We start from the raw sequence: 21,192 nt of genomic DNA, 5'->3' as shown, positions 1-21,192 counted from the left end.
GTCCGCCTTAATCGTGATAAGACTCTGCGATCGCGTTGGCGGCGATGATGGCGTTGTAGACGTCGTCAGGTGTGACAGGGAACGGCATGTTGCCCATTGTGTCGCCTTCCGCACAAGCGCTTTGAGCGACTTGGCGCCATTCTTCTTCGACGAATTCCTCGACTCCAAGGTCTTTTAATGTCAGCGGGAGGCCGACGCCTTTGATGAAGTTGATGACCGTTTCCAATTCTTCTGTCGGCACGTTTTCAAGGACGAGCTGAGCGAGAAGGCCGAAGGTGACTTTTTCGCCGTGCTGAGCATGATGAAGGGCCGGTACGGCCGTCATTCCGTTGTGGATGGCGTGGGCTGCGGCAAGACCGCCTGATTCCGCGCCGACTCCGCTCAAATAAATCGTCGCTTCAATGGTATCTTCCACGGCGCGCGTCGAAATTCCGTTTTTGACAGCCTGCATCGCTTTTACGCCGTTTTCCAATAGCGTATCATAGCAAAGGCGGGCAAGGCCGAGGCCCGTTGTTGAAGGCTTCATCAGCACAAGGTTATCCCCGTTGGCGCGATAGCATGCGCGCGCTTCAAAGTATGTCGCCAGCGCGTCACCGATTCCGGCGGCGAAAAAGCGCGGCGGCGCTGCAGATAAAATATCTGAGTCAGCGAGAACGACGTCAGGGTTTGTCGGCAAAAATAAATAGCGGTCAAATGCTCCGCTATGTTTATAGATGACGGCCAGCGCCGTACAAGGAGCATCTGTTGAAGCGATGGTTGGGAAAATCACGACCGGCAGATTTTCATAATATGCTGTCGCTTTTGCCGTATCAAGCGTTTTTCCGCCCCCGATCCCAACGATGATGTTCGCGCCCGCTTCGCGTGCAAGCTCCCTGTTTCGATCGATTTCTTCCTGTGTACACTCATAATTAAATTTTTCAAAAACGGCTTGATTGCCTGCTTTTTTAATAGATTCTCCGGCTTCTTTTTGGGCCCGTTCCAAAATAAATGCGTCGCAAATGATGTAAGCCTTGTCGCCAAAATCTTTAATATAATCGTTCAAATTCTCAAGCAATCGTTTTCCCGTGATAAATTTTTTAGGTGATGTGACTGACTTCACTGAATTTGACATGGTAATTCCCCCTTCGAATATAATAATAAACCTATTTCGTTTTTAAATCTAGTAANNATATAAAATGGTTTTTTATTCTATGGGATTGCCTGGAGGAATTGAAAGAGCCGGAAGCATTATTTTTAAGCCTAAAGAAAAATCCTCCGGATTTCCGGAGGATTTTCATTATAGGGGCTTTAGCATCATATATTTTTCAAACATCAGGTCGTCGAGGCTTTTGAATGTATACCCTTCTCTTTTCAAATCGGTAATCGCCTTGTCAAGTGCCTCGGCATTGTCTTTTGACACTGTGTGCAGCAGGTAGACGGCGCCTGGATGCGCCTGTTTCAGCATGTTGTCATAGGCGTATTTCCAGCCTCTTTGGGCGTCGATTTTCCAGTCGACAAAGGCGACTGACCAGAAAACGGTCTGATAGCCGAGCTTTTTCGCTTCGGCCAGCACCCGTTCGCTGAATACGCCCCGCGGCGGGCGCAAATAGAGATTGTTCTTTTTGCCTGTGATTTTAAACACTTCCTCATCGACGGATTCCAATTCCTCTTGAATGACGCGGCTCGTTTTCGTCGTGAGGTCTGGATGGTGGAATGAGTGGTTGCCGATGATGTGGCCTTCATCTGCCATCCTTTTGATGAGCTCGGGCTTGTCTTTGACAAAATGGCCTGTCACAAAGAAAGCCGCCTTGACGTTTTGTTTTTTCAAGACATCGAGCACCTTCGGGGTATATCCATTCTCATAGCCGTTATCAAACGTTAAGTAGATCGTCTTTTCCTTTGTATTGCCCAAATAAAAGGCGTCGTACTTTTTTAACATTTCGTTGAACTCTTTTCCCGCGTCTACCGGCTGATGGTTTTTGCTTTTGGCGAATCCCCAATGAAACGGCTTGTTGGATATCGCTTGCGCATTGCCCGAAAAAGCCAGCATCATCAGAAATCCGCAGCATATGGCACAGATTCGTTTCATGATCTTCGCTCCCAGCTTCATTTTTCCTTATTGTGCAAAAGAGCTCTGTTTTTCATACCAAGCAACACTTGGAAAACACGAAAAAAACCGCGGCTTTGGGGTGGCTCGCGGTTTTACTTCCAGTCTTTTTTAAATCGTTCATACTTGGCTTCAAGGTCGTCAAGCATGCCGATCAGCCTGTCAATATCTTCAATGTCCGTCGATTCAGGGTCTAAAGAATCGATGACAGACATAAACATATCCAATCTGTTTTTCAAATAATTCACTTGCTGTGCTTTATCAGTTACTGCGTTGCCCATGCTTCTCCTCCTTTTTGTTCCTTTATGGTAGCCTATTCCACGCTTTTTTTCAATGATCCTTCACTTGCAGAGCTCAGGGATGAGGTCTAAAATGAATAGTTGGGCTATATTAGTATGTCCTATCGATAAAGGAGTTAGATATGCCATGACACAAAAAATGACGGTCCGTCCGATCACGCCGGAATATGATCCGTGGGAAGCGTATATGGACGTTGACCAATACGGCGATATGCAGCTGACGAATGTTGAATTTACGACAACAACACTTTGCAATATGCGCTGCGAGCACTGTGCCGTCGGGTATACCCTTCAGCCGAAGGATCCGAACGCGCTTCCGCTCAGCCTGCTGTTAAAACGGCTTGATGAAATTCCGCGGCTCCGCTCTTTAAGCATTACCGGCGGAGAGCCGATGCTTTCGTTAAAATCGGTAAAGGAATATGTCGTTCCTTTATTAAAATATGCGCACGAGCGCGGCGTCAGGACGCAGATTAATTCAAACCTGACGCTCGATATCGGCCGCTATGAGCTGATCATCCCTTATTTGGACGTTCTTCACATCTCGCACAACTGGGGAACGGTCGAGGACTTTGCCGAAATCGGCTTTGCGATGATGGATAAGAAGCCGACATTTGCGCAGCGCGCCCGCTATTTCGAGAAAATGATCGAAAACAGCAGGACGCTTGTCAATGAAGGGGTGATGGTATCAGCTGAGACAATGCTGAACAAGCGGACGCTTCCTCATATCGAACATATTCACCGCCAGATCGTTGAGGAAATGAAATGCCAGCGCCATGAAGTGCATCCGATGTATCCGAGCGATTTTGCAAGCGCGCTCGAATCATTGAGCTTGAAGGAGATGAGGGAAGCGATTCATCGCCTTCTCGACATCCGCGATGAGAATACGTGGATGCTGTTCGGCACCCTGCCTTTTTATGCGTGCAGCTCCGATCCCGAAGACCACGCTCTCCTCGAGCGCCTTCGCGCAGCCAAAAATGTCACGGTCAGAAATGATCCTGACGGGCGTTCCCGTCTGAACGTGAATATTTTCGACGGCAATATTATTGTGACGGATTTCGGCGATACTCCGCCGCTCGGCAATATTCAAACAGACAGCCTGACAGATGCCTACAGCAGATGGAGAAAAACAGACCTTGCCCGGGAGCTGAGCTGCCATTGTCCAAACGTGAGGTGCCTCGGCCCGAATGTATTGGTGAAAAACAGCTATTACGAGAATGTCGATTTTTCTTCCCGAAAAGCAAGAATCTAAAAAAGCAAGCCTTTTTCGGCTTGCTTTTTTATTTTGGCTGATTGCTCAGCTGAAAGCTGAAAGTCAGGTGATCCTGTACAGGAATCCAAGCTCCGATTCCTTGTGAGGTAATATTTTTGACGACAAGCTTTCTTTTATTGCCTCTTAGGACGAGGTAGACTTCTCCGTAAGTGACTTTCCCCTTTTCATTTACGGCCGGGGCGTATGCATTCAGGTAGCCGAGCTTTTTCGGCGAAATCTTATACACCTGATCCCGCTTTGTGCCGGCTCCTACGACAGTTTCAAATGCAAGCGGCAGCTTCGTTTTTTCCATGGCTTTGAGCATCATCATATTTTTTACATCGTCTGATTTCGGCACTTTTGCGGTTAAGCCGCCCTTGATTTTACTCGTCTGCTCCTGCGAATAAGTCAGCTCGGCAGGCGCTTTTCCGCCCCTGTTGTCAAAGCGGTTTGTGTTGATTTTGCGGTATTCCCAGTTTGCGACGGTTTCGTTGGACGTGTATCCCAGCGCCCATCTTCCCAAATAAATCGTCGCTCTGTATCCAATGGCGGTCGGTGTTCCCGAAATGCTTGTTTCATTCAGCATTTTAATCAAATGCGGGTTTTCGATCGCCGTATCTGATGTTTTCAGAAGTTCTTGGGCCAATTCGCTCGGCTGCAGCCGCGGCTGGTCCTGCGAGGCGTTCGGATACGTGTTTTCTTTGGAAATGTTAGTGACAGAGCTTGGAATCTTGATCGGTTTAGCTGCATCTGCTTCCTGTACAGCGAAAAAACTAAAGGATAAAAACGCGGTCAGCGTAAAACACAAAAGCTTTTTCATACTATCACTCTTTCTGTTCCTTTTTCTTTAGTGTTTTCCGTAACAGACGCCTTTATCCATCTTTTTTTAAAGAAGAAAGAAACCGATTCCCATAATGATATACGCCGCCAATAATGTCGCTCCTTCGAACCAGTTCGTATCCCCGTCGTTGGAAATCACGATCATCAAAAGAACGCTGGAGGCCATCGCGACAAGCTCAGGCAAAGTAAAGACGAGCGGCATCCCGGTTGGGAAAAACAGAGAACAGATCACAAGCACCGGCGCGACGAACATCGCGATCTGCAGGGTTGAACCGATGGCGATTTCAACCGCGATATCCATCTTGTTTTTAAAAGCCATCAAGACAGCTGACGCATGTTCTGCAGCGTTTCCAACGATCGCGACAATGATGACGCCGATAAAAAGCTCTGACCAGCCGAATTGTCTGGCAACCGAATGAAAAGTATGAACGAGGTTTTCCGAAATGTAAGCCACGGCAAGCGTCGCCAAAAACAAAATCAGCGTAGCTCGCATTCCCGACCATTCCGGCTCTTCTTTTTCTTCCTCGGCTTCGAGATTTGACTGATAGACCCCTCGATGGCTGACAAGCTTAAAATAAAGCGCGGCCAAGTACAGCAAAATCATGATGATGCTGATCCCGACGCTCATCGTCAGTTTCTTGGGCTCGATCATGTTGATCGTGAACACTTCCGGAATGACGAACGCCACGATGACCGCAAACATGAGCAGGCCTGAATTATGCCTGGCATCATAAACATTAAACTCCTGCCTCTTGTATTTAAGGCCGCCGATGAAAAACGACAGGCCCGCTACAAGCAGAAGATTGCCGAGTACAGAACCTGTCAGGGAAGCGAGCACGATTCCGATCAGCCCTTCTCTCAATGCGAAAATGGAAATGATCAGCTCCACAGCATTGCCGAATGTGGCATTTAATAGACCGCCGACCCTCGGGCCGGCGATAATCGCGAGGCTCTCTGTCGCTCTCCCCATATAGCTGGCAAGCGCGATAATCGTAAGGCAGTAAATGATGAACATCAGCGTAGACGGCCAATGCAAAACGCTTCCGGCAATCGACAGCGGAACGCCTGCAGCCATCATTATAAAGAAAATACGGCCCATGGAAGATTCCTCATTTCATACGTATCGTTGTAGGTTATTTTTGCACGAACCCGTCCGATTATATACGGACATACTGTTCTATTCCGCATCGGCGAATGATTGAAACGCCTACAAGAGAATTTCAAACGATTCGGTAATGTCTATGCTGCCCTGAAGAGACTTGACCATCGCGCAGTTTTTCATCGCCCCCTTCAGCGATTTTTCGATGATGTCGGGTCTTAGGCGTTCTCCTTTCAAAATAAAATGCAGATGAATGCTTTTCAGACGGTTCGCTTCTTCCGGTACGCGTTCTTCTTTGGCCTTGATGGTCATACCTTTTAGTTGCAGCCGCTTTTTTTCAAGGATTTTGCGAAAGACCTCCCCGCTGCAAGCCGCGATTGAAGCGACCATGAGCTGATATGGCCTGAACCCTGCTTCCTCTTGGCCGGAGACCGTAAGACGGCCATATTCGAAATCGGCATAAAAACCGTTTTCATTCGATTTCATTTCCATCGTTTTCACCTCTTGCTGAAAATCGTCTTGCCTAAAAACTTCCTCTAGTTGTACGATCAAAGAAGGACCACGATAAGGAGAATTGGCGATGTCACGATTTCACTTTTTCATACTCGTTTTAATTGTCAGTATATCAGGATTTTCCCAAGGGATGCTGCTCCCGGTCATTTCGGTTATTTTTGAACAGGAAGGACATTCCGCGGCTTTGAACGGACTTCACGCCACAGGCCTCTACATCGGCGTGTTGATCGCTTCCCCGTTCATGGAAGCGCCGCTGAGAAGGCTCGGCTTTAAGCCGCTGATCGTGATCGGCGGGATGATGGTGGTCGCAAGCCTGTTCAGTTTTTTGTTGATTCAGTCGTATATCGTCTGGTTCTTTTTGCGGCTGTTGATCGGGATCGGCGATCATATGCTCCATTTCTCAACACAGACATGGGTGACGACCCTGTCGTCTGAAAAAAAGCGAGGGCGGAATATTTCGTTATACGGGCTTTCTTTCGGGCTCGGATTTGCCGCTGGACCTTTTTTAACGCCGCTTGTTGAGGTTGCACCTTCCTTGCCGTTTATCATCTCGGGTGCGTTCAGTCTAATGGCCTGGCTGTTTATTTTCTTCCTGAAAAATGACTTCCCTGAAAAAAGCGCGGGAGACACCAGGGCCGATAACAGCCTGAAGCGCTTTTTCCAGGCGTTTTTGCTTGGATGGGTCGCCTTTTTGCCTACGTTTGGCTACGGGTTTTTAGAGACCGCGCTCAACGGGAACTTCCCGGTGTATGCGCTCAGATCGGGGATCTCTGTTGAAGGCGTATCGATCATTTTGCCTGCTTTTGCCATCGGCAGCATCGTGTTTCAATACCCGCTCGGCATCATGAGCGACAAATTCGGGAGAAAAAAGGTGCTGCTTGTGATTTTGGCCGTCGGTGCGGGGTGTTTTTTTACAGCAGGGTTCTCCGATTCTTCGCCGTTTTTAGCGGGATGTTTTTTTGCGGCGGGAATGGCCGTCGGTTCGACTTTTTCTCTCGGCATCAGCTTTATGGCCGATTTGCTCCCAAAGCACCTTCTTCCGGCCGGAAACTTGATGTGCGGGATTACCTTCAGCTTCGGAAGCATTTTCGGACCCGTCGCCGGGGGCTGGTATATGCAAACATTTGAGAACGGGAATCTGTTTTATTTCATTACGCTTGTGATGGCTTTGATCTGGTTTGGCGTGCTTTTTGGAAGATCTAAAGGTATGAAAGGCATCCGGCATCCGTCAGAGGCAAAACCGCTTTAAAAAGCCGCCTGCATGAATGCAGACGGCCTTTTTGAATGCCGGGGAACCTTTAATGATATCCGTTTTGTCCGTTGGCGCTTCCGCTCGTTTTATGTTTTGAGCTTTGCTTTGAGTTTTGCTTGTTATGGCTTCCGCCTTTTTTCGTATGCTTTGTCAAGATGATCCCTCCGCTTTGAACTTTTTAAAAGGTTCCTTTTTAGGTTGCTCGTTTTGCCGGATTTTTTTCAGGAATGATTTTACGTTTATGCAAAAGGGCATTGATTTCGCCTCCTAAAATAATCATCATTCCGCTTAAATAAAACCAGACCATCAAAGCGATGATTCCGCCGAGGCTTCCGTAGGTGGCGCTGTAGTTTGCGAATTCGCTGACATAATAAGAAAATGCGACACTGACGATGATCCAGCCTGCGGTTGCCGCAATCGCGCCGGGAAGCACGAATGTAAATGACAGCCGTTTGTTCGGCGCAAAAAGGTACAAAGCCGTAAATACGATCAAAAGGACGAGCGGGCTGATTCCCCAGCGAATCGCTGACCAAGCCGCTAGAAACATGTGCGGCGTACCGTCGAGACCTGCGATAAAATGGCCGATGACTCTGCCGAATACCGGAAGCAGCAGGGCGATTAGGATCGTAAATACAAGCGCCGCAGTCAGGAAAAGCGAGGTCAGGCGAACCATAATAAAAGAGCGGGTTTCCTTTACTTCATAGGCATGGTTAAACGCCCTGACAATCGCGTTTACTCCGTTTGAAGCCGACCATACCGCCGCGATGATACCGAAGGAAAGGAGCCCCCTGTTTCCCGTTTTGAGGGTTTCTTCGATAATCGAAAGCGTATTCTCAGGGGCGTACTGCGCGATCAGGCCGATGACATCCGCGGTCTTGACGGGTACATACCTGATCAGCGTGAGCAAAAAGATCATGAACGGAAACAAGGACAAAAGGAAAAAATACGCAAGTTCTGCTGATTTGCTCGGCCCTTCATGCAGCAGAAAGCGCCATACCAGCTCTTTTACAAAGCTCACCACTTTTCTCACTCCAGACGATTGTCAGATTTTTTGGAGAAATGCTCCCTCGTTTCCTCGATTAATTCGATCACCTTAGGGGTGGTTTCCTTCAATTCCCTGATCTGTTGATTTAAAAAACTCAGGTCGTCTGTAACAGATGCCGACAGTTTTTTCGTTTCTTCAATCTTCTCTTTGATGCAGTCGGTTAACAGATTCGGATTGTTCCGGTAGAGTTTGACTTTGCTTTTGCAGGCCGACAATTTCGCACCGCAGGCTTCCCTTGTCGGTTTGTGCAAGAGTGACATGACCGCCCCGACCGAGGCGCCGAGGAGGATGTTTCTAAGAACGACGCGTTCACCTTTCATCAAAGATCTCTCCCTTTTTTTATAAATTGTGTTCTTTTTTGATTTCGTTGAGCAGTTGACGGCAGCCTTCCGCTACAAGCCCGTACACCTCATCAAAATTCCCCGTGTAGTAAGGATCTGGGACATCTTTCGTTTTGCTGTCATCGACAAAGTCAAGAAGCCGCCTGATCACGGGCTTTTCGGCGAAGCCCGCCATCCTTCTGATATTCCCTTCGTTTTCAGCATCCATCGCAATGATGTAATCAAACACTTCCAAGTCATTTGCCGTGAGCTGTCTCGCGTACAGCCCCTCACAGCTGATCCGCTTTTCCGCCAGCAACGCGCGCGTTCCTTCATGCGGCGGCTTGCCGACATGCCAGTTTCCGGTGCCGGCCGAATCGGCTTCTATATGTCGGCAAAGCCCGCTTTTGTTGAGCATGTCGTTGAATACCGCTTCCGCCATCGGCGACCGGCAAATGTTGCCGAGGCAGACGAATAACACCTTTATCATTTCTTTCCCCTCTTTTCTAAAAGAAAAACGTATTTGATTTTATACTAAAGTTTTTTCTTATTTTTTCAACTTTGGTCAGAATATCTGCCTCTGATCGAGGAGAAGTTTCGGCAGCCCGAAGATAAAATGTTTGGTTTTTATCGGAGCGGTTTTGGTCATAAAAGGGGAATATGTAACGGCGAGGCTCCTTCCGAATTCAAGCCTATCGGCAGCTATACTTTTGTGAATCTCCCGGCCATTGCCGGCTGGCACCGGCCACAGCCTTATTTTATGTCTTTTCCGGCCTTATCATTCTCGTCCAGGCCGTAGAAGACGGAGCGGCCGGGACCGATTGCGAATCTGATCAATCTCCCTGGCTTGCCGAAATCGCTTTACCTGACAATGGTCCTTTTCTTCTCAGGCATTTCTGTTACAATAAAGACTACGAAATCCGAGGGAAAGGAAGTGCCCGATTGTCTGATCAAAAAACAGCCGTGCTGAACAAAATGGTCGAAGAGATCTCGCAAAAATTAAACATGCTGAACATCAGCGTCATCAAAGCGGAGGACTTCAGCGATGAAAAGCTTGATGATCTTGAATATTTGCACAAAATGGTAATGAAAAAGAAATCCTTCAGCCCAAGCTGAAATGCAGGCGATCGCCGAAGAGCTCGCTGCACTGCGCAAATAGGCTCTCAGCAAAAAAAAGACCGGAATCACATCCGGTCTTTTTTGCTTAGCCGAGCAATTTCAATGCTTCACGCGTAAATGCCGGAATGTCGTCCGGCGTCCGGCTCGTGACAAGCTGGTCTTGGCACACGACAACTTCTTTGTCCTGAAATTTGGCTCCGGCGTTTTCCAAATCAACGCGAATCGATGTGTAGCCTGTCGCGCTTCTGCCGTCAAGCGCCTTGGCCGTGATCAAAAGCTGCGGTCCGTGGCAGATCGCAAATACCGGCTTTTTCTCATCCATAAAGGCTTTTGCAAATGATACAAACCGTCCATCCGCTCTTAAAATATCAGGAGAAAATCCGCCCGGAATCAATAAGGCGTCAAAATCGGCGGGACTGACTTCGTCTATCGATGCGTCTGTCTCAACTTCTGCCTGTCCCTGCTTTCCTTTCACCGTTTTGCCTTTTTCTTTTTCGATGACCGTCAGCTCATGTCCGGCATCTTTGAACGATTTGGCAGGTTCGGCATACTCGGAATCCTCAAAGTAGTCTGTCAGCAGGACTGCAATTTTTTTGCCCATTTACGTTCACTCCCAACATCTTTTGTCTACATAAATCCTTTTACCCCTGCCACACTAAATAAAACATCCGGCGGCCGGATCCTCCGAAATACCCAAAAGGATTGTCAGACAGACGAAGACTTTAGAATCAATTTCAGACTGTTTACAATATTCGAAACGAAATATCTACAAAACTTTACAAAAAGTTCTTACAATAGAGGGTGTTACTTTAATCTGAAAGGTGGAGAAATGGTGGGAATACAGAATAGACGGTTTTCAGTTCTCCGTATTCTGCTTACCTCAGCGATGATACTTAGCTTACTCTTTCCAAACACCCAGACCCATGCGGAAGAACATCCCCTTGTCAATCTCAGCATATTGGGCACGACGGATATTCACGCACATATGATGAATTATGATTACTATGCCGACAAAGAGACGGCGGAATTCGGGCTGTCCCGGACGGCGCAGCTCATCGAAAAATACCGCAGCCGAAATCCTAACACGCTTCTCGTCGACAACGGCGACCTGATTCAAGGAAACCCTCTTGGAGAATATGTCTTCAAACATGAACGCGAACCGATCATCTCCGGCTCGAAAACACACCCGATCATTGATGTCATGAACAAGCTGAAATATGACGCAGGTACGCTCGGAAACCACGAATTCAACTACGGGCTTGAATTTTTGGACGGAACCCTCAAAGGTGCACAATTTCCCATCGTCAACGCCAATATCAAAACGATGGACGGGCAAAACAAATACAAGCCGTTTCACATAGAAGAGCGGACATTCACCGATGAAAGCGGGCAAAAGCAGCAGCTGAAAGTAGGCTACACAGGATTTGTCCCGCCTCAGATTTTAACATGGGATAAAAAGCACCTGGACGGCAAAATCAAGGTGCAGGACATTGCCGAATCAGCAAAAGAAACGATTCCGAAAATGAAAGCGGAAGGCGCCGACGTGATCATCGCGATCGCTCACACCGGCATCGAAACTGAAGAACAGCCGGCAGGAGCGGAAAATGCCGTGCTTGACCTTGCTTTGAAAGCTGACGGAATCGACGCGATCATCTCAGGCCACCAGCACGGCCTGTTCCCCGGCCCCGATTATGCCGGAAATGCGAAAATTGATATTCAAAAAGGCACAATTAACGGGATTCCTGTCGTAATGCCGAAAAACTGGGGGAGCCATTTAGGCATTATCGATATGCAGCTTGAAAAAATCGGCGGAAAATGGATGGTCAAGGATGCAAGCGCGAAAACGGAAGCCGTTTCCGGAAACGTAGCCTCGCAAAACGAAACGGTGGTGTCAGCCATTCAGGATACCCATGAGAAAACGCTGGACTACGTCCGCAAACCCGTCGGCAAAACGGAAACGGATATTAACAGCTTTTTCTCCCAAGTAAAGGACGATCCGTCCATCCAGATCGTCACTGACGCGCAAAAGTGGTATGCCGAGGACGTCATGAAAGATACGGAATACAAGGACCTGCCGATCTTGTCGGCCGGCGCTCCGTTTAAAGCGGGAGGCCGCAACGGCGCTGATTACTATACGAACATAAAAGCCGGCGATCTCGCCATTAAAAACATCGGCGACCTGTACTTGTACGACAATACGCTGTATATCGTCAAACTGACCGGAAAAGAGGTCAAAGACTGGATCGAGATGTCCGCGGGGCAGTTCAACCAAATCGATCCATCTAAAACGGGGGAACAGTCGCTCCTTAATCCGGACTTCAGATCATACAATTTCGATGTGATTGACGGTGTGACGTATCAGATCGATGTCACACAGCCGGCGAAATACAGCACTACAGGCGGGCTGAAACATCCGGAGGCCAGCCGCGTCAAAAACCTCGCCTATAACGGAAAGCCCGTCAAGGACGATCAGGAATTTCTCGTTGTCACCAACAACTACCGCGCTTCCGGCGGAGGCGGATTCCCTCACTTGACACAGGACAAAGTCGTGTACGCCGCTGCTGACGAAAACCGGCAGGTGCTGATGAATTACATTATAGAAAAAGGAACGATCAATCCGGCCGCGGACAACAACTGGTCGATAGCGCCGATTAAAGGAGCAAACGTGACGTTTGAATCTTCCCTTCTTGCGAAGCCTTTTGCCGAGAAAGCAAAAGACATCGGTTTCGTCAGAGAATCCGAAAACAGCGGATACGGCGTATACAAGCTGAATTTTGACGGAGATGGATCAGAGCCGCCGAAAGATGATCAAAACTGGACGTTAACGGTGATGCATACGAATGATACGCACGCACACCTCGACAATGCGGCAAGGCGCGCAGCAAAGGTAAAAGAAGTCCGCTCGCAAACACAAAACAATATTCTGCTTGATGCCGGCGATGTGTTTTCCGGAGATCTTTATTTTACAAAATGGAACGGCCTCGCCGATCTGAAGCTGATGAACATGATGGGCTATGACGCGATGACGTTCGGCAACCATGAATTTGACAAAGGACCGGGCGTGCTGGCCGATTTTCTCGGCGGAAACGGCGCCGCAGTTGATCCGGGGAACAAACATAAATTCGAGGCGCCTGCATTTCCGATCGTCAGTTCTAATGTCGATGTCTCAAAAGAGCCGAAGCTGAACCGATTCGCGCAAAAACCGGCGGTCTTAAAGGCCGGCGAACCTAAAGAAACGGGAATCTATCCGTACATTCTCCTTGATGTGAACGGCGAAAAGGTAGCCGTTTTCGGACTGACGACTGAGGATACGTCATATACGTCAAGTCCCGGGGCAAACATCGCCTTCAATGACGCGTATCAAACCGCAGAAAAAACCGTCAAGGACATCAAGGAGAAAGAAAAGGTCAACAAAATCATCGCCCTCACCCATATCGGCTATAGCCGCGACTTGGAGCTGGCGAAAAAAGTGCAGGGAATCGATTTGATCATCGGCGGACACACGCATACGCTCGTCGACCGGTTGGAAGTCGTTCCGAATCAGGAGCCGACAATCGTCGCCCAGGCAAAAGACTACGGACAGTTTTTAGGGAGAGTCGATGTCGCCTTTGATGAGGACGGAATCGTTCAAACGGGCAAATCGGGCTCCAGGTTGATCGCAATCGATGAAAATACGGCCGAGGATAAAGATGCCAAAGGTATACTTGACGGTTTTAAAAATGAAATTGAAGACTTAAAAACCGAAGTCGTCGGCATTGCCGATGTTCCCCTGGACGGAACCCGCGAGCATGTCAGGTCAAAGGAAACCAACCTCGGGAACTTCATTGCAGACGGTATGCTTAGAAAGGCCAAACAAGCCGGCGGCGCTGACATTGCGATTACAAACGGCGGCGGAATCAGAAGCGGAATCGACAAAGGCCCCGTCACTCTCGGCGAGGTTCTTACCGTGATGCCGTTCGGAAATACGCTTTATGCCGCCGATTTGACCGGAGCACAGATCAAAGAAGCGCTTGAGCACGGCGTCAGCCAGGTGGAAGAAGGCGGCGGCGCGTTTCCTCATGTGGCCGGTTTAACGTATACTTTTACATTGAATAAACCGAAAGGGGAACGAATTTTAGACGTGAACCTTGCCGATGAAAAAGGCAAGTCCAGGCCGCTTAACCTAAAGAAAACATACCGTGTCGCCACAAACAACTTTATGGGCGGAGGCGGTGACGGTTACTCTGTCTTTAAACAGGCGAAAAATGGAGTGGATCTCGGATTTACCGACTATGAGACCTTTACGGAACAGCTTAAATTATCCGCTTCGGTCTCACCGAGCATCGAAGACAGAATCACGGAGGTTTTCCTGCCGGATAAGCAGGCAACCGGCATATGGACGCTGAAGGAAAAGCCGTTTCAAACATACGCGCAAAACGCCAACAAGGCGATCGTCTATTTCCCTGATACAGAGCGGGAAGACATTAAGCTGAACATGTCAAAAGCGCAAACCAATCTCATCAAAGAAAGAACAAACGATCCAAACATTACGCTGAAAAACAATAAAATCGCCATGGCGCTTCCGGCCGCAAATCTGAAAAAGGAAGAGACGGAGATCGGCATCAAAATCGGGAAGGACATCAAACAGGCGGTTACGAAAGTGTACGATTTCAGCATCCGCCAAAAAGGAAAAGCCGTCAGCTCATTCAAAAAGCCGGTCGGACTGTTTTTCCAAGTCGATAAGCCTGACAAACAAGCAGGCGTCTATCACGTCGACCGGAAGCATAACCGCTTCACAAAAGTGAAAAACGGCTACACGAAAGACCAAACAGTCGCCGGATATGTGAATCATTTCAGCGAATATACCGTCTTAAACGCACGCAATGCCGGGACGCCTTCAGCTCCGCCCGCAAGCGGAGACGCTCCCGCCGGCGGGAGCTCCGGAAACGGCACAGACGGTGTAAACGGCGGACAAGACCCGGCTGATCAGGCAAACGGATCATTGCCTGATACGGCCTCTACTATCTACAATTGGCTCATGTTCGGCCTTTTGCTGCTCGCATCCGGAAGCGGTCTCTACCTTTACCACCGGAAAAAAATCAATCAAATGTAAATATAAAAAAGCCGATTCTGCGGAGAATCGGCTTTTTTTTAGTTGACCCATTTCACGACTTGATCAAGCTCCTGCCTTGTTTTCGGACGAGGCTCTTTAACGCGGTATCCGAACGCGGCCATTACCGAAATGTCAAACCGCCCTTCCTCAAGCAGGCCTTCTTTTTCAAGGATGTCATGAACCTTGTCATAATTGAAGCCTTCAATCGGGCAGGAATCGATGCCGATCAAAGCGGCTGCCGTCATCATATTGGCAAGCGCGATGTACGTTTGTTTGGAGACCCAGTCAAACATCGCCCTGTCGCTTTCGAACAAGTGAAAATCGCCGTCCTGGAAGCTCTTGATCACGCCGTCTTCTTTTACCATGTTTTCGATGATGTCATCCGGCATTTTCTTCACATGCTTTAATTGATGTGCGATATAGTCGGAGTCATATCTCATTTCCTTAGCCGTGCGGCCGAGCAGCAGCACGAAATGGCTGGCGGTCGGGAGCTGTCCCTGTGCCCCCCATGAGACTTGACGGAGCTTTTCGCGCAGCTCTTTGTTTTGAACGACGACAAATTTCCACGGCTCCAGTCCTACTGAGCTTGGCGACAGTCGGCCGGCCTCCAGAATAAGCTGAAAATCTTCATCTGAAATCTTTTTGTCCGGGTCGAATTCTTTTGTGGCATGTCTGAATCGAAATGCTTCAAGAATCTCCTGTTTCTTTGATTGATCTGCCATGATTTGCTTCTCTCCTTTACTAAAAAGTGTATTCCTTTCTCAATTACATTCTAATTATTATAATAAAAGTTAAAAAGTACGCACATTTTTGTTGGATAGTATCATTTTTTATACTAAGGAGAGATGAAGATGGCAGACTGTAAAGGACCGGCCGGATATTCATGCCCGGTTGAAGCGACGATTGACATTATCGGCGGCAAATGGAAAAGCGTGATCCTGTTTCATTTAATAGACGGGAAAAAGCGGTTTAACGAGCTGCGCCGCTTAATCCCGAAAGTGACGCAAAGAATGCTGACCCTGCAGCTTCGCGAGCTGGAGCGCGACGGCATCGTTCACCGCGAAATTTATAAGCAGGTTCCTCCAAAAGTCGAATACCGTTTAACCGAATTCGGCCAGACGTTAATTCCGATCATCAACCAAATGATGAGCTGGGGAGTGTCGCATGCCGATAAAATAGAAGAAGCCCGCAAATCGGCGGCTGCCGAGTAACTAGTTGACCGTTTCAACCTGCAGTAAAAAGTCTTGAACCTTCCGGATATACTCTTCGGGGTTTTGGCGAAATCCTCCGACGTGTCCCGCTCCTTCGATCAAATACAGCTTCTTGATTCCCGTTTTCCGCTCGTACAGGCTTTCGGCCATTTGCGGCGGGACGAGCTGATCATTTTTGCCGTGGATAATGAACAGCGGCGTATCCGTCTCTTCAAGATCACGGACCGGGGAAATGTCGGCAAGGCTCCAGCCGTGACGCCGTTTAATCAGCCTGCTCGTCAGCGGAATGAGAAACGGTACAACCAGCTTGACGGCACCTTTCAGCTGGTAGCGGCAAAGCTCTGTTAAATCGCTGAAACACGAATCCGCGATGCAAAATCGAATCCTCTCATCCTGTTTCATCAATTCAACGGCGGCCGCCGCTCCGAGCGATTCGCCGAGCATACCGACAAAGACGCTTTTGCCGAGCTTGTTTTCAAGCTCATCTGCCCACATCGCCAAATCGTTCTTTTCATAATATCCGTAGGAAACATGCGAACCGCCGCTTAATCCGTGGCATCTGCTGTCGCAAAGCAGCACATGATAGCCGAGCGACTGGAACAGCTCAACATATTTATAGCCCCCAAACAGCGACCATTTAATGCCATGGGCGATGATCACGGCTTTCCGGCTGTCCGGAGCCGGGAAATACATCGCATGAAGCCGGCAGCCGTCCTCAGCAGTCAAAAAAAGCTCCTCTTTGTCGTGCGACCGATACACATCGTCAATAATCTCCCCATTCCTGACCCCGCTGAAAAATGTTTCTTCATAGCTGCTCCTGTTTGGCATCACAAACAAATAGCTGACAATGAGACTGACGGCAAAAATGCTGATCCCCAGCCCCAAGACGATCAACGATACTCCGATCCACACGGCCCTCACCCTTTAAGCACTGTTTTACCACATTGTATTCTGAATTGACCTGGGCGTGAGTGAGAAGAATTTTACATTTGTCCAATTCCGGATTACAATACCTTTGGTACTAAAATGTTTTTATCGGTACCAGAAAGGGGACAAACAGGAATGAAAGAACGAATGCTGAAAGAAACAATTCATCTCATTAGGCAAAAAGGATTTACCTTTACGATGAACGATTTAGCAAAACAGCTGGCCGTCAGCAAACGCACGATTTATGAATGCTTCGCATCAAAAGACGACCTTGTAGCCGAAGTCATCGATCATGTCGTCTCACAGATTAAAGAAAAAGAGCAAGCCATCGCAGCTAATGAACAGCTTGGCACGATAGAAAAAATTGAACAAATTTTGATTGCCGTTCCAGCCGATTTTGAATTCATGGATATTCGCCTATTGGCGGAATTGAAAAAATATCACTATGACCAATGGCTGAAGCTCGATTCGTTCTTAAAAGACGATTGGGCCGTTGTAGAAGATCTGTTCAACCAGGGAATGGCGCAAGGAATCATCAAAGAGATCGATTTGCCGTTATTCATTCACATGTATACAGGGAGCCTGAATCAGATTTATGATCCCGCTTCTTCTTTGAAAAACCGCTTTACGATGGGAGAGATGCTGAAGTCCGCCGTCGATATTTTGATACACGGGATCAGCACAAAACAAGATTAGAGGAGGAATCGATGTGCACTGGCTTTATTTATGTTTAGCGGTATTGTTTGAAACGGCGGGAACGGTCAGCATGAAGCTGTCGAACGGCTTTTCAAAGGTTGTTCCGAGCGTTCTACTGCTTGCGTTTTACGGTGCGAGCCTGGCGTTTTTGACGCTCACCCTGAAAACGATGGACGTTTCCGTTGCTTATGCCGTTTGGTCCGGGGTCGGAATCGTCTTGATTTCGCTGATCGGTTTTCTTTTTTTGGGTGAAAGCGTCAGTATCGTGAAAGCCGTTTCTATCATTCTGATTATCACCGGAGTCGTCGCATTGAATATAACAGAGCACCGGTCAATCAATTGAACCAGGAGGAAACCGTGAAATATTTGAAACCGTTTTTGCTTGTTACAGATATCGGCTTTATTTTATATTGGTTCGTTACGTTTTTTCACCTCATTCCGGAAAGCGCGGCATTTAAGAATTATGACGATCCGGTCGTCATCGCTTGGAACTGGTCGTTTTTGCCGCTGGATCTTTTAATTTCGATCAGCGGACTCTCCAGCTTATATTTGCATAAAAAAAAGCGGCCGTTATGGAAAAGCGCCGCCCTGGTATCCCTTGTTCTAACGTTCTGTTCCGGCCTGCAAGCGATCGCCTTTTGGCTGTTCAGCGGGGATTTCGATCCGTTCTGGTGGTCGTTCAACCTGTTTCTCATGATATATCCGTTATATTTCATCCGCTTTCTGCTGACTGATGATACGGCTGTGAAAGACCGTTTCCGAGCTGAACGACTTTAGCGTTTCCTGAGCTGTCTGTTAAAATTCCCCTCGTATCAAAGATGACTTTTGCGTGTTGTAAGAGGAGTTCTTTCGGCAGTTCGGCGTGGTCCGTCAAAATGACGATACAGTCGTACTCCTTCAGCGTTTCGGAATTAATTGGTTGACTGAAAAACGCCTTTCCGCCGATTCGAAGCTCTGGAAAATGCGGATCGTGATAGGAAACCTCCGCCCCCATCCCGACGAGCTTCTCGATGATGTCGAGCGATTTTGATTCGCGCACGTCCGCGACATTTCGTTTATAGGTGACGCCGTAGATGAGAATGTTCGCTTCTGTTGTGTTTTCTTTTTGCGCCAATTGCAGCGAGCGTTCGGCAATATAGCGGACGATCCTTTCGTTCATCTCTTCCGAAAGCCGAATGAAGTCGCTTGAGATGCCTTTTTTTTCGATGATAAATTGCAAATATAAAGGGTCGACCGGAATGCAGTGGCCGCCGATTCCCGGACCCGGATAAAACGCAGCAAATCCGTACGGCTTCGTGCTCGCCGCCCTTATGACTTCCCATACGTCAACACCTAGCTTGTCGCAGATCATCGCAAATTCGTTAATAAATGAAATATTGATGAACCGGTACGTGTTTTCGAGCAGCTTTGTCAGCTCGGCCGTTTCAGGAGATGTGACCGGAACGACTTCCTGATAGATGCTGCTGTATAACTGATAGACTTGATCCCGGCAGGCGTCCGACGCTCCCCCGACAACTTTCGGAACGACTTCGATCGGAAACTTGTTGCCGGGATCGACGCGTTCCGGGGAATAGGCAAGATAAAAATCTTTCCCGCACGCCAGGCCGCTTTTTTCCAAAATCGGTTTGACGAGATCTTTCGTCGTGCCCGGGTATGTCGAGCTTTCCAAGACAACAAGCTGGCCTTTTTGCAGGTGCTCCCTGATCGATTCCGCCGCTTTTGTCACGTAGTCCAGGTTCGGAGCCGATTCATCGTCCAAAGGCGTCGGCACGCATATAATCACCGCCTCGGCTTTTTTGATCAGCCCGTAGTCAGCGGCAGGCCGAAAAAAGCCGCTCGTAATGGCGCTCTTGATCGTTTCTCCTTTTATATCAGAAATATAGCTGTTCCCGGCTTTCAAAGATTTGATTTTCGTTTCGTCCAAATCGATGCCAATGACAGAAAACCCTTTTGATATCAGCAGCATAGACAAGGGCAGACCGACAAACCCCAGGCCTATGACAGCTATCGTCCGGTGTTGCTGTTCTTGATTATTCATGTATTTAATCGCCCCTTCATACATTCCTTTAATAAAATATGTTTTATCTCTTTTTTTGAAAGGGACGGTTTACCGATTTGCGACACCTATTTCTTTCTCATGTCAGCCGTTTGAAATGATGGAAGGGGGAGATGCACCACTTCCTTTGTCAGTGCGGATTGATAGATTCCGAATATCGTGTCCAGCGCTTTTTTTCCTTCGCTGCCGTCAATCAAGAGCGGTTCGTCCGCTCGGATGGAACGGATGAAGTTGTCGTACATCGCCTCCTGTTCACCCCGGAGATCAATCAGCTTTTCCGCTTCTTCCCTGTCCGTCTCTTTCCCTGCAATATACCAGCGGCTGATCCGGTTTAATGACGGGCCTTCCAACGAAATCGAACCCTTTTCCCCGAAAATGGACAGCGAGCTTCCCAGATTGTTCGGCTGTGTGATGATGTTGGCTTCTATGACGCCTTTTGCCTGATTGGCAAACGTCAGGATGCCGAGTGCTACGTCTTCCGTTTCTTTCCCTGGCGAAGCAGTCAGGATATCGCCGTATGCGCTTGTCACGTCTCCTAAAAACCATTGCAGAAGGTCGACCAGATGGATCCCCTGATTGATGAGCATCCCCCCGTCTTTTTCCCAATTCCCGCGCCATGAAGCCGCTGCGTAGTAGGCCGGAGACCGGTTGAGCCGAAGCGCCGCAGTACCTAAGTACAGCTCCCCTAATTTTCCCTCTTCGATCGTTTCTTTAATTTTTTTCATGATCGGCCGATGACGCATTTGATGGCAGACCATGAGCTTACGTTTTTTCTCTTTCGCCAGCCGGATGAGCTCATCGGCCTTCTCGAGCGACAGTGTCATCGGTTTTTCGAGAATGACATGTTTTTCGGCTAGCAGGGACCGTTTCGCCATTTCTGCATGAAGACCCGACACAGCCGCAACGATTACCGCATCGATCGACGGATCTGCCAGCATGTCGGGATATTCCCGATAGCGGGCGACCTCAGGCTTTAAGCTTCTCAATGACTGGTAGTAGTCAGCTGCTTCGTCCATACGCTCTTCGGTTACATCGCTGACCGCTGCAAGCTCTGCTTCAGGGCGCCTGCTTAAGGTGAACAGGTGTTTTTTTGATATATAGCCGCAGCCGATCAGTCCAAATCGAACCGTCACGTCTTCCCTCCTCCTTTTGCAAGCAGCACGGAGATGACCTGATCCTGTTCATCGCTTGTAAGGAAAGGGTCCATCGGAATCGCAAAAAGCGTGTCAGACAATGATTCGGCCACCGGGAAATCTCCTTTTTTGTATTGCAATGAAGAGTAGACGTCCTGAAGATGAAGACAGCACGGATAGTATATGCCTGAGTGGATTTGCCGGTTTTCAAGCGCCTGCATGATCTCTTCACGGTTTTCTGCTCCGATGCAGAAG

At 48.4% G+C, this 21,192-nt stretch carries 22 protein-coding genes and 1 pseudogene; 8 read left to right on the top strand and 15 right to left on the bottom strand.

All coding sequences use genetic code 11. The annotated features are described in order from the left end of the window. Nucleotides 1-7: 7 nt before the first annotated feature. The 3 genes from V7126_RS13160 to V7126_RS13150 all read right to left on the bottom strand — a co-directional run bounded on the left by V7126_RS13160 (nucleotide 8) and on the right by V7126_RS13150 (nucleotide 2,367). Entirely contained in the window at nucleotides 8-1,111 is a 1,104-nt protein-coding gene (locus V7126_RS13160) for a glycerol dehydrogenase (RefSeq protein WP_175076898.1), read from the bottom strand. 165 nt (nucleotides 1,112-1,276) lie between these two features. Further along, on the bottom strand, nucleotides 1,277-2,068 hold the full coding sequence (gene pdaA / locus V7126_RS13155) for a delta-lactam-biosynthetic de-N-acetylase (RefSeq protein WP_046131018.1): 792 nt from the start codon (nucleotides 2,066-2,068) through the stop codon (nucleotides 1,277-1,279). A gap of 113 nt (nucleotides 2,069-2,181) precedes the next feature. Then, on the bottom strand, nucleotides 2,182-2,367 hold the full coding sequence (locus tag V7126_RS13150; protein WP_046131019.1) for an SE1561 family protein: 186 nt from the start codon (nucleotides 2,365-2,367) through the stop codon (nucleotides 2,182-2,184). A 145-nt stretch (nucleotides 2,368-2,512) separates the two neighbouring features. Here V7126_RS13150 and yfkAB point away from each other — a divergent pair, with 145 nt between their 5' ends. Beyond that, complete coding sequence (yfkAB, locus tag V7126_RS13145; RefSeq protein ID WP_046131020.1) at nucleotides 2,513-3,634, top strand: radical SAM/CxCxxxxC motif protein YfkAB; 1,122 nt, start codon at nucleotides 2,513-2,515, stop codon at nucleotides 3,632-3,634. A gap of 28 nt (nucleotides 3,635-3,662) precedes the next feature. Here yfkAB and V7126_RS13140 read toward each other — a convergent pair whose 3' ends face one another. The 3 genes from V7126_RS13140 to V7126_RS13130 all read right to left on the bottom strand — a co-directional run bounded on the left by V7126_RS13140 (nucleotide 3,663) and on the right by V7126_RS13130 (nucleotide 6,065). Next, a complete protein-coding gene (locus tag V7126_RS13140; protein ID WP_046131021.1) occupies nucleotides 3,663-4,454 on the bottom strand; it encodes a YfkD famly protein in 792 nt (263 codons plus the stop codon). Between the two features lie 66 nt (nucleotides 4,455-4,520). Further along, entirely contained in the window at nucleotides 4,521-5,573 is a 1,053-nt protein-coding gene (gene cax / locus V7126_RS13135; protein WP_175076899.1) for a calcium/proton exchanger, read from the bottom strand. Nucleotides 5,574-5,681: 108 nt separating this feature from the next. Then, on the bottom strand, nucleotides 5,682-6,065 hold the full coding sequence (locus V7126_RS13130; protein ID WP_175076900.1) for an OsmC family protein: 384 nt from the start codon (nucleotides 6,063-6,065) through the stop codon (nucleotides 5,682-5,684). 88 nt (nucleotides 6,066-6,153) lie between these two features. On the opposite strand from V7126_RS13130, the gene V7126_RS13125 reads away from it, so the two are divergent. Next, on the top strand, nucleotides 6,154-7,335 hold the full coding sequence (locus V7126_RS13125) for an MFS transporter (RefSeq protein ID WP_175076901.1): 1,182 nt from the start codon (nucleotides 6,154-6,156) through the stop codon (nucleotides 7,333-7,335). Between the two features lie 196 nt (nucleotides 7,336-7,531). Here V7126_RS13125 and V7126_RS13120 read toward each other — a convergent pair whose 3' ends face one another. Genes V7126_RS13120 through V7126_RS13110 form a run of 3 tightly spaced genes read right to left on the bottom strand, consistent with a single transcriptional unit; the run spans nucleotide 7,532 to nucleotide 9,193 of the window. Next, complete coding sequence (locus V7126_RS13120; RefSeq protein ID WP_046131031.1) at nucleotides 7,532-8,356, bottom strand: YihY/virulence factor BrkB family protein; 825 nt, start codon at nucleotides 8,354-8,356, stop codon at nucleotides 7,532-7,534. Nucleotides 8,357-8,364: 8 nt separating this feature from the next. Next, nucleotides 8,365-8,703 carry a hypothetical protein gene (locus V7126_RS13115; RefSeq protein WP_175076902.1) on the bottom strand — a complete coding sequence of 113 codons (339 nt, stop codon included), beginning with the start codon at nucleotides 8,701-8,703 and terminating at the stop codon, nucleotides 8,365-8,367. Between the two features lie 19 nt (nucleotides 8,704-8,722). After that, the gene (locus tag V7126_RS13110) at nucleotides 8,723-9,193 is read right to left on the bottom strand and encodes a low molecular weight protein-tyrosine-phosphatase (protein WP_175076903.1); all 471 of its coding nucleotides are present in this window, start codon (nucleotides 9,191-9,193) and stop codon (nucleotides 8,723-8,725) included. 485 nt (nucleotides 9,194-9,678) lie between these two features. Between V7126_RS13110 and V7126_RS13105 the strand changes: the two are divergent. Next, a pseudogene (locus V7126_RS13105) lies at nucleotides 9,679-9,862 on the top strand (DUF1128 domain-containing protein). Nucleotides 9,863-9,907: 45 nt separating this feature from the next. Here V7126_RS13105 and V7126_RS13100 read toward each other — a convergent pair. After that, nucleotides 9,908-10,423: a type 1 glutamine amidotransferase domain-containing protein gene (locus tag V7126_RS13100; protein ID WP_046131029.1), complete on the bottom strand. Its 516-nt coding sequence runs from the start codon at nucleotides 10,421-10,423 to the stop codon at nucleotides 9,908-9,910. Between the two features lie 228 nt (nucleotides 10,424-10,651). Between V7126_RS13100 and V7126_RS13095 the strand changes: the two genes are divergently transcribed. Further along, entirely contained in the window at nucleotides 10,652-14,914 is a 4,263-nt protein-coding gene (locus tag V7126_RS13095) for a bifunctional 2',3'-cyclic-nucleotide 2'-phosphodiesterase/3'-nucleotidase (protein WP_175076904.1), read from the top strand. A gap of 38 nt (nucleotides 14,915-14,952) precedes the next feature. Here V7126_RS13095 and V7126_RS13090 read toward each other — a convergent pair whose 3' ends face one another. Continuing rightward, nucleotides 14,953-15,636 carry an NAD(P)H-dependent oxidoreductase gene (locus V7126_RS13090; RefSeq protein WP_046133037.1) on the bottom strand — a complete coding sequence of 228 codons (684 nt, stop codon included), beginning with the start codon at nucleotides 15,634-15,636 and terminating at the stop codon, nucleotides 14,953-14,955. 129 nt (nucleotides 15,637-15,765) lie between these two features. On the opposite strand from V7126_RS13090, the gene V7126_RS13085 reads away from it, so the two are divergent. Further along, nucleotides 15,766-16,125: a winged helix-turn-helix transcriptional regulator gene (locus V7126_RS13085; RefSeq protein ID WP_373688017.1), complete on the top strand. Its 360-nt coding sequence runs from the start codon at nucleotides 15,766-15,768 to the stop codon at nucleotides 16,123-16,125. On the opposite strand, the gene V7126_RS13080 is transcribed toward V7126_RS13085, so the two are convergent. Further along, the gene (locus V7126_RS13080; RefSeq protein ID WP_175076906.1) at nucleotides 16,126-17,037 is read right to left on the bottom strand and encodes an alpha/beta hydrolase; all 912 of its coding nucleotides are present in this window, start codon (nucleotides 17,035-17,037) and stop codon (nucleotides 16,126-16,128) included. It abuts the gene before it with no gap. A 150-nt stretch (nucleotides 17,038-17,187) separates the two neighbouring features. Here V7126_RS13080 and V7126_RS13075 point away from each other — a divergent pair, with 150 nt between their 5' ends. The 3 genes from V7126_RS13075 to V7126_RS13065 are packed head-to-tail and all read left to right on the top strand — an operon-like array spanning nucleotide 17,188 to nucleotide 18,525. Beyond that, nucleotides 17,188-17,748: a TetR/AcrR family transcriptional regulator gene (locus V7126_RS13075; protein ID WP_046133040.1), complete on the top strand. Its 561-nt coding sequence runs from the start codon at nucleotides 17,188-17,190 to the stop codon at nucleotides 17,746-17,748. Between the two features lie 13 nt (nucleotides 17,749-17,761). Continuing rightward, nucleotides 17,762-18,091: a DMT family transporter gene (locus tag V7126_RS13070; RefSeq protein ID WP_175076907.1), complete on the top strand. Its 330-nt coding sequence runs from the start codon at nucleotides 17,762-17,764 to the stop codon at nucleotides 18,089-18,091. 14 nt (nucleotides 18,092-18,105) lie between these two features. Continuing rightward, a complete protein-coding gene (locus V7126_RS13065) occupies nucleotides 18,106-18,525 on the top strand; it encodes a YvaD family protein (RefSeq protein ID WP_175076908.1) in 420 nt (139 codons plus the stop codon). Here V7126_RS13065 and V7126_RS13060 read toward each other — a convergent pair. The 3 genes from V7126_RS13060 to V7126_RS13050 form a co-directional block, all read right to left on the bottom strand. Continuing rightward, nucleotides 18,461-19,786 carry a nucleotide sugar dehydrogenase gene (locus V7126_RS13060; RefSeq protein WP_216899062.1) on the bottom strand — a complete coding sequence of 442 codons (1,326 nt, stop codon included), beginning with the start codon at nucleotides 19,784-19,786 and terminating at the stop codon, nucleotides 18,461-18,463. The two genes, V7126_RS13065 and V7126_RS13060, sit on opposite strands and share 65 nt — an antisense overlap. An 86-nt stretch (nucleotides 19,787-19,872) precedes the next feature. After that, complete coding sequence (locus tag V7126_RS13055; protein WP_175076910.1) at nucleotides 19,873-20,937, bottom strand: Gfo/Idh/MocA family protein; 1,065 nt, start codon at nucleotides 20,935-20,937, stop codon at nucleotides 19,873-19,875. Further along, on the bottom strand, nucleotides 20,934-21,192 hold a 259-nt coding region (locus V7126_RS13050; protein WP_335497639.1), incomplete at its 5' end, for a DegT/DnrJ/EryC1/StrS family aminotransferase. The genes V7126_RS13055 and V7126_RS13050, both read right to left, overlap by 4 nt.

Origin of the sequence: Bacillus sp. JJ675 (assembly GCF_036963165.1) — a bacterium.
GTDB classification, from domain to species: domain Bacteria; phylum Bacillota; class Bacilli; order Bacillales; family Bacillaceae; genus Bacillus; species Bacillus glycinifermentans.
Note: the sequence above shows the minus strand (reverse complement) of the source record. Positions and strands in the feature narration are given on the sequence as shown.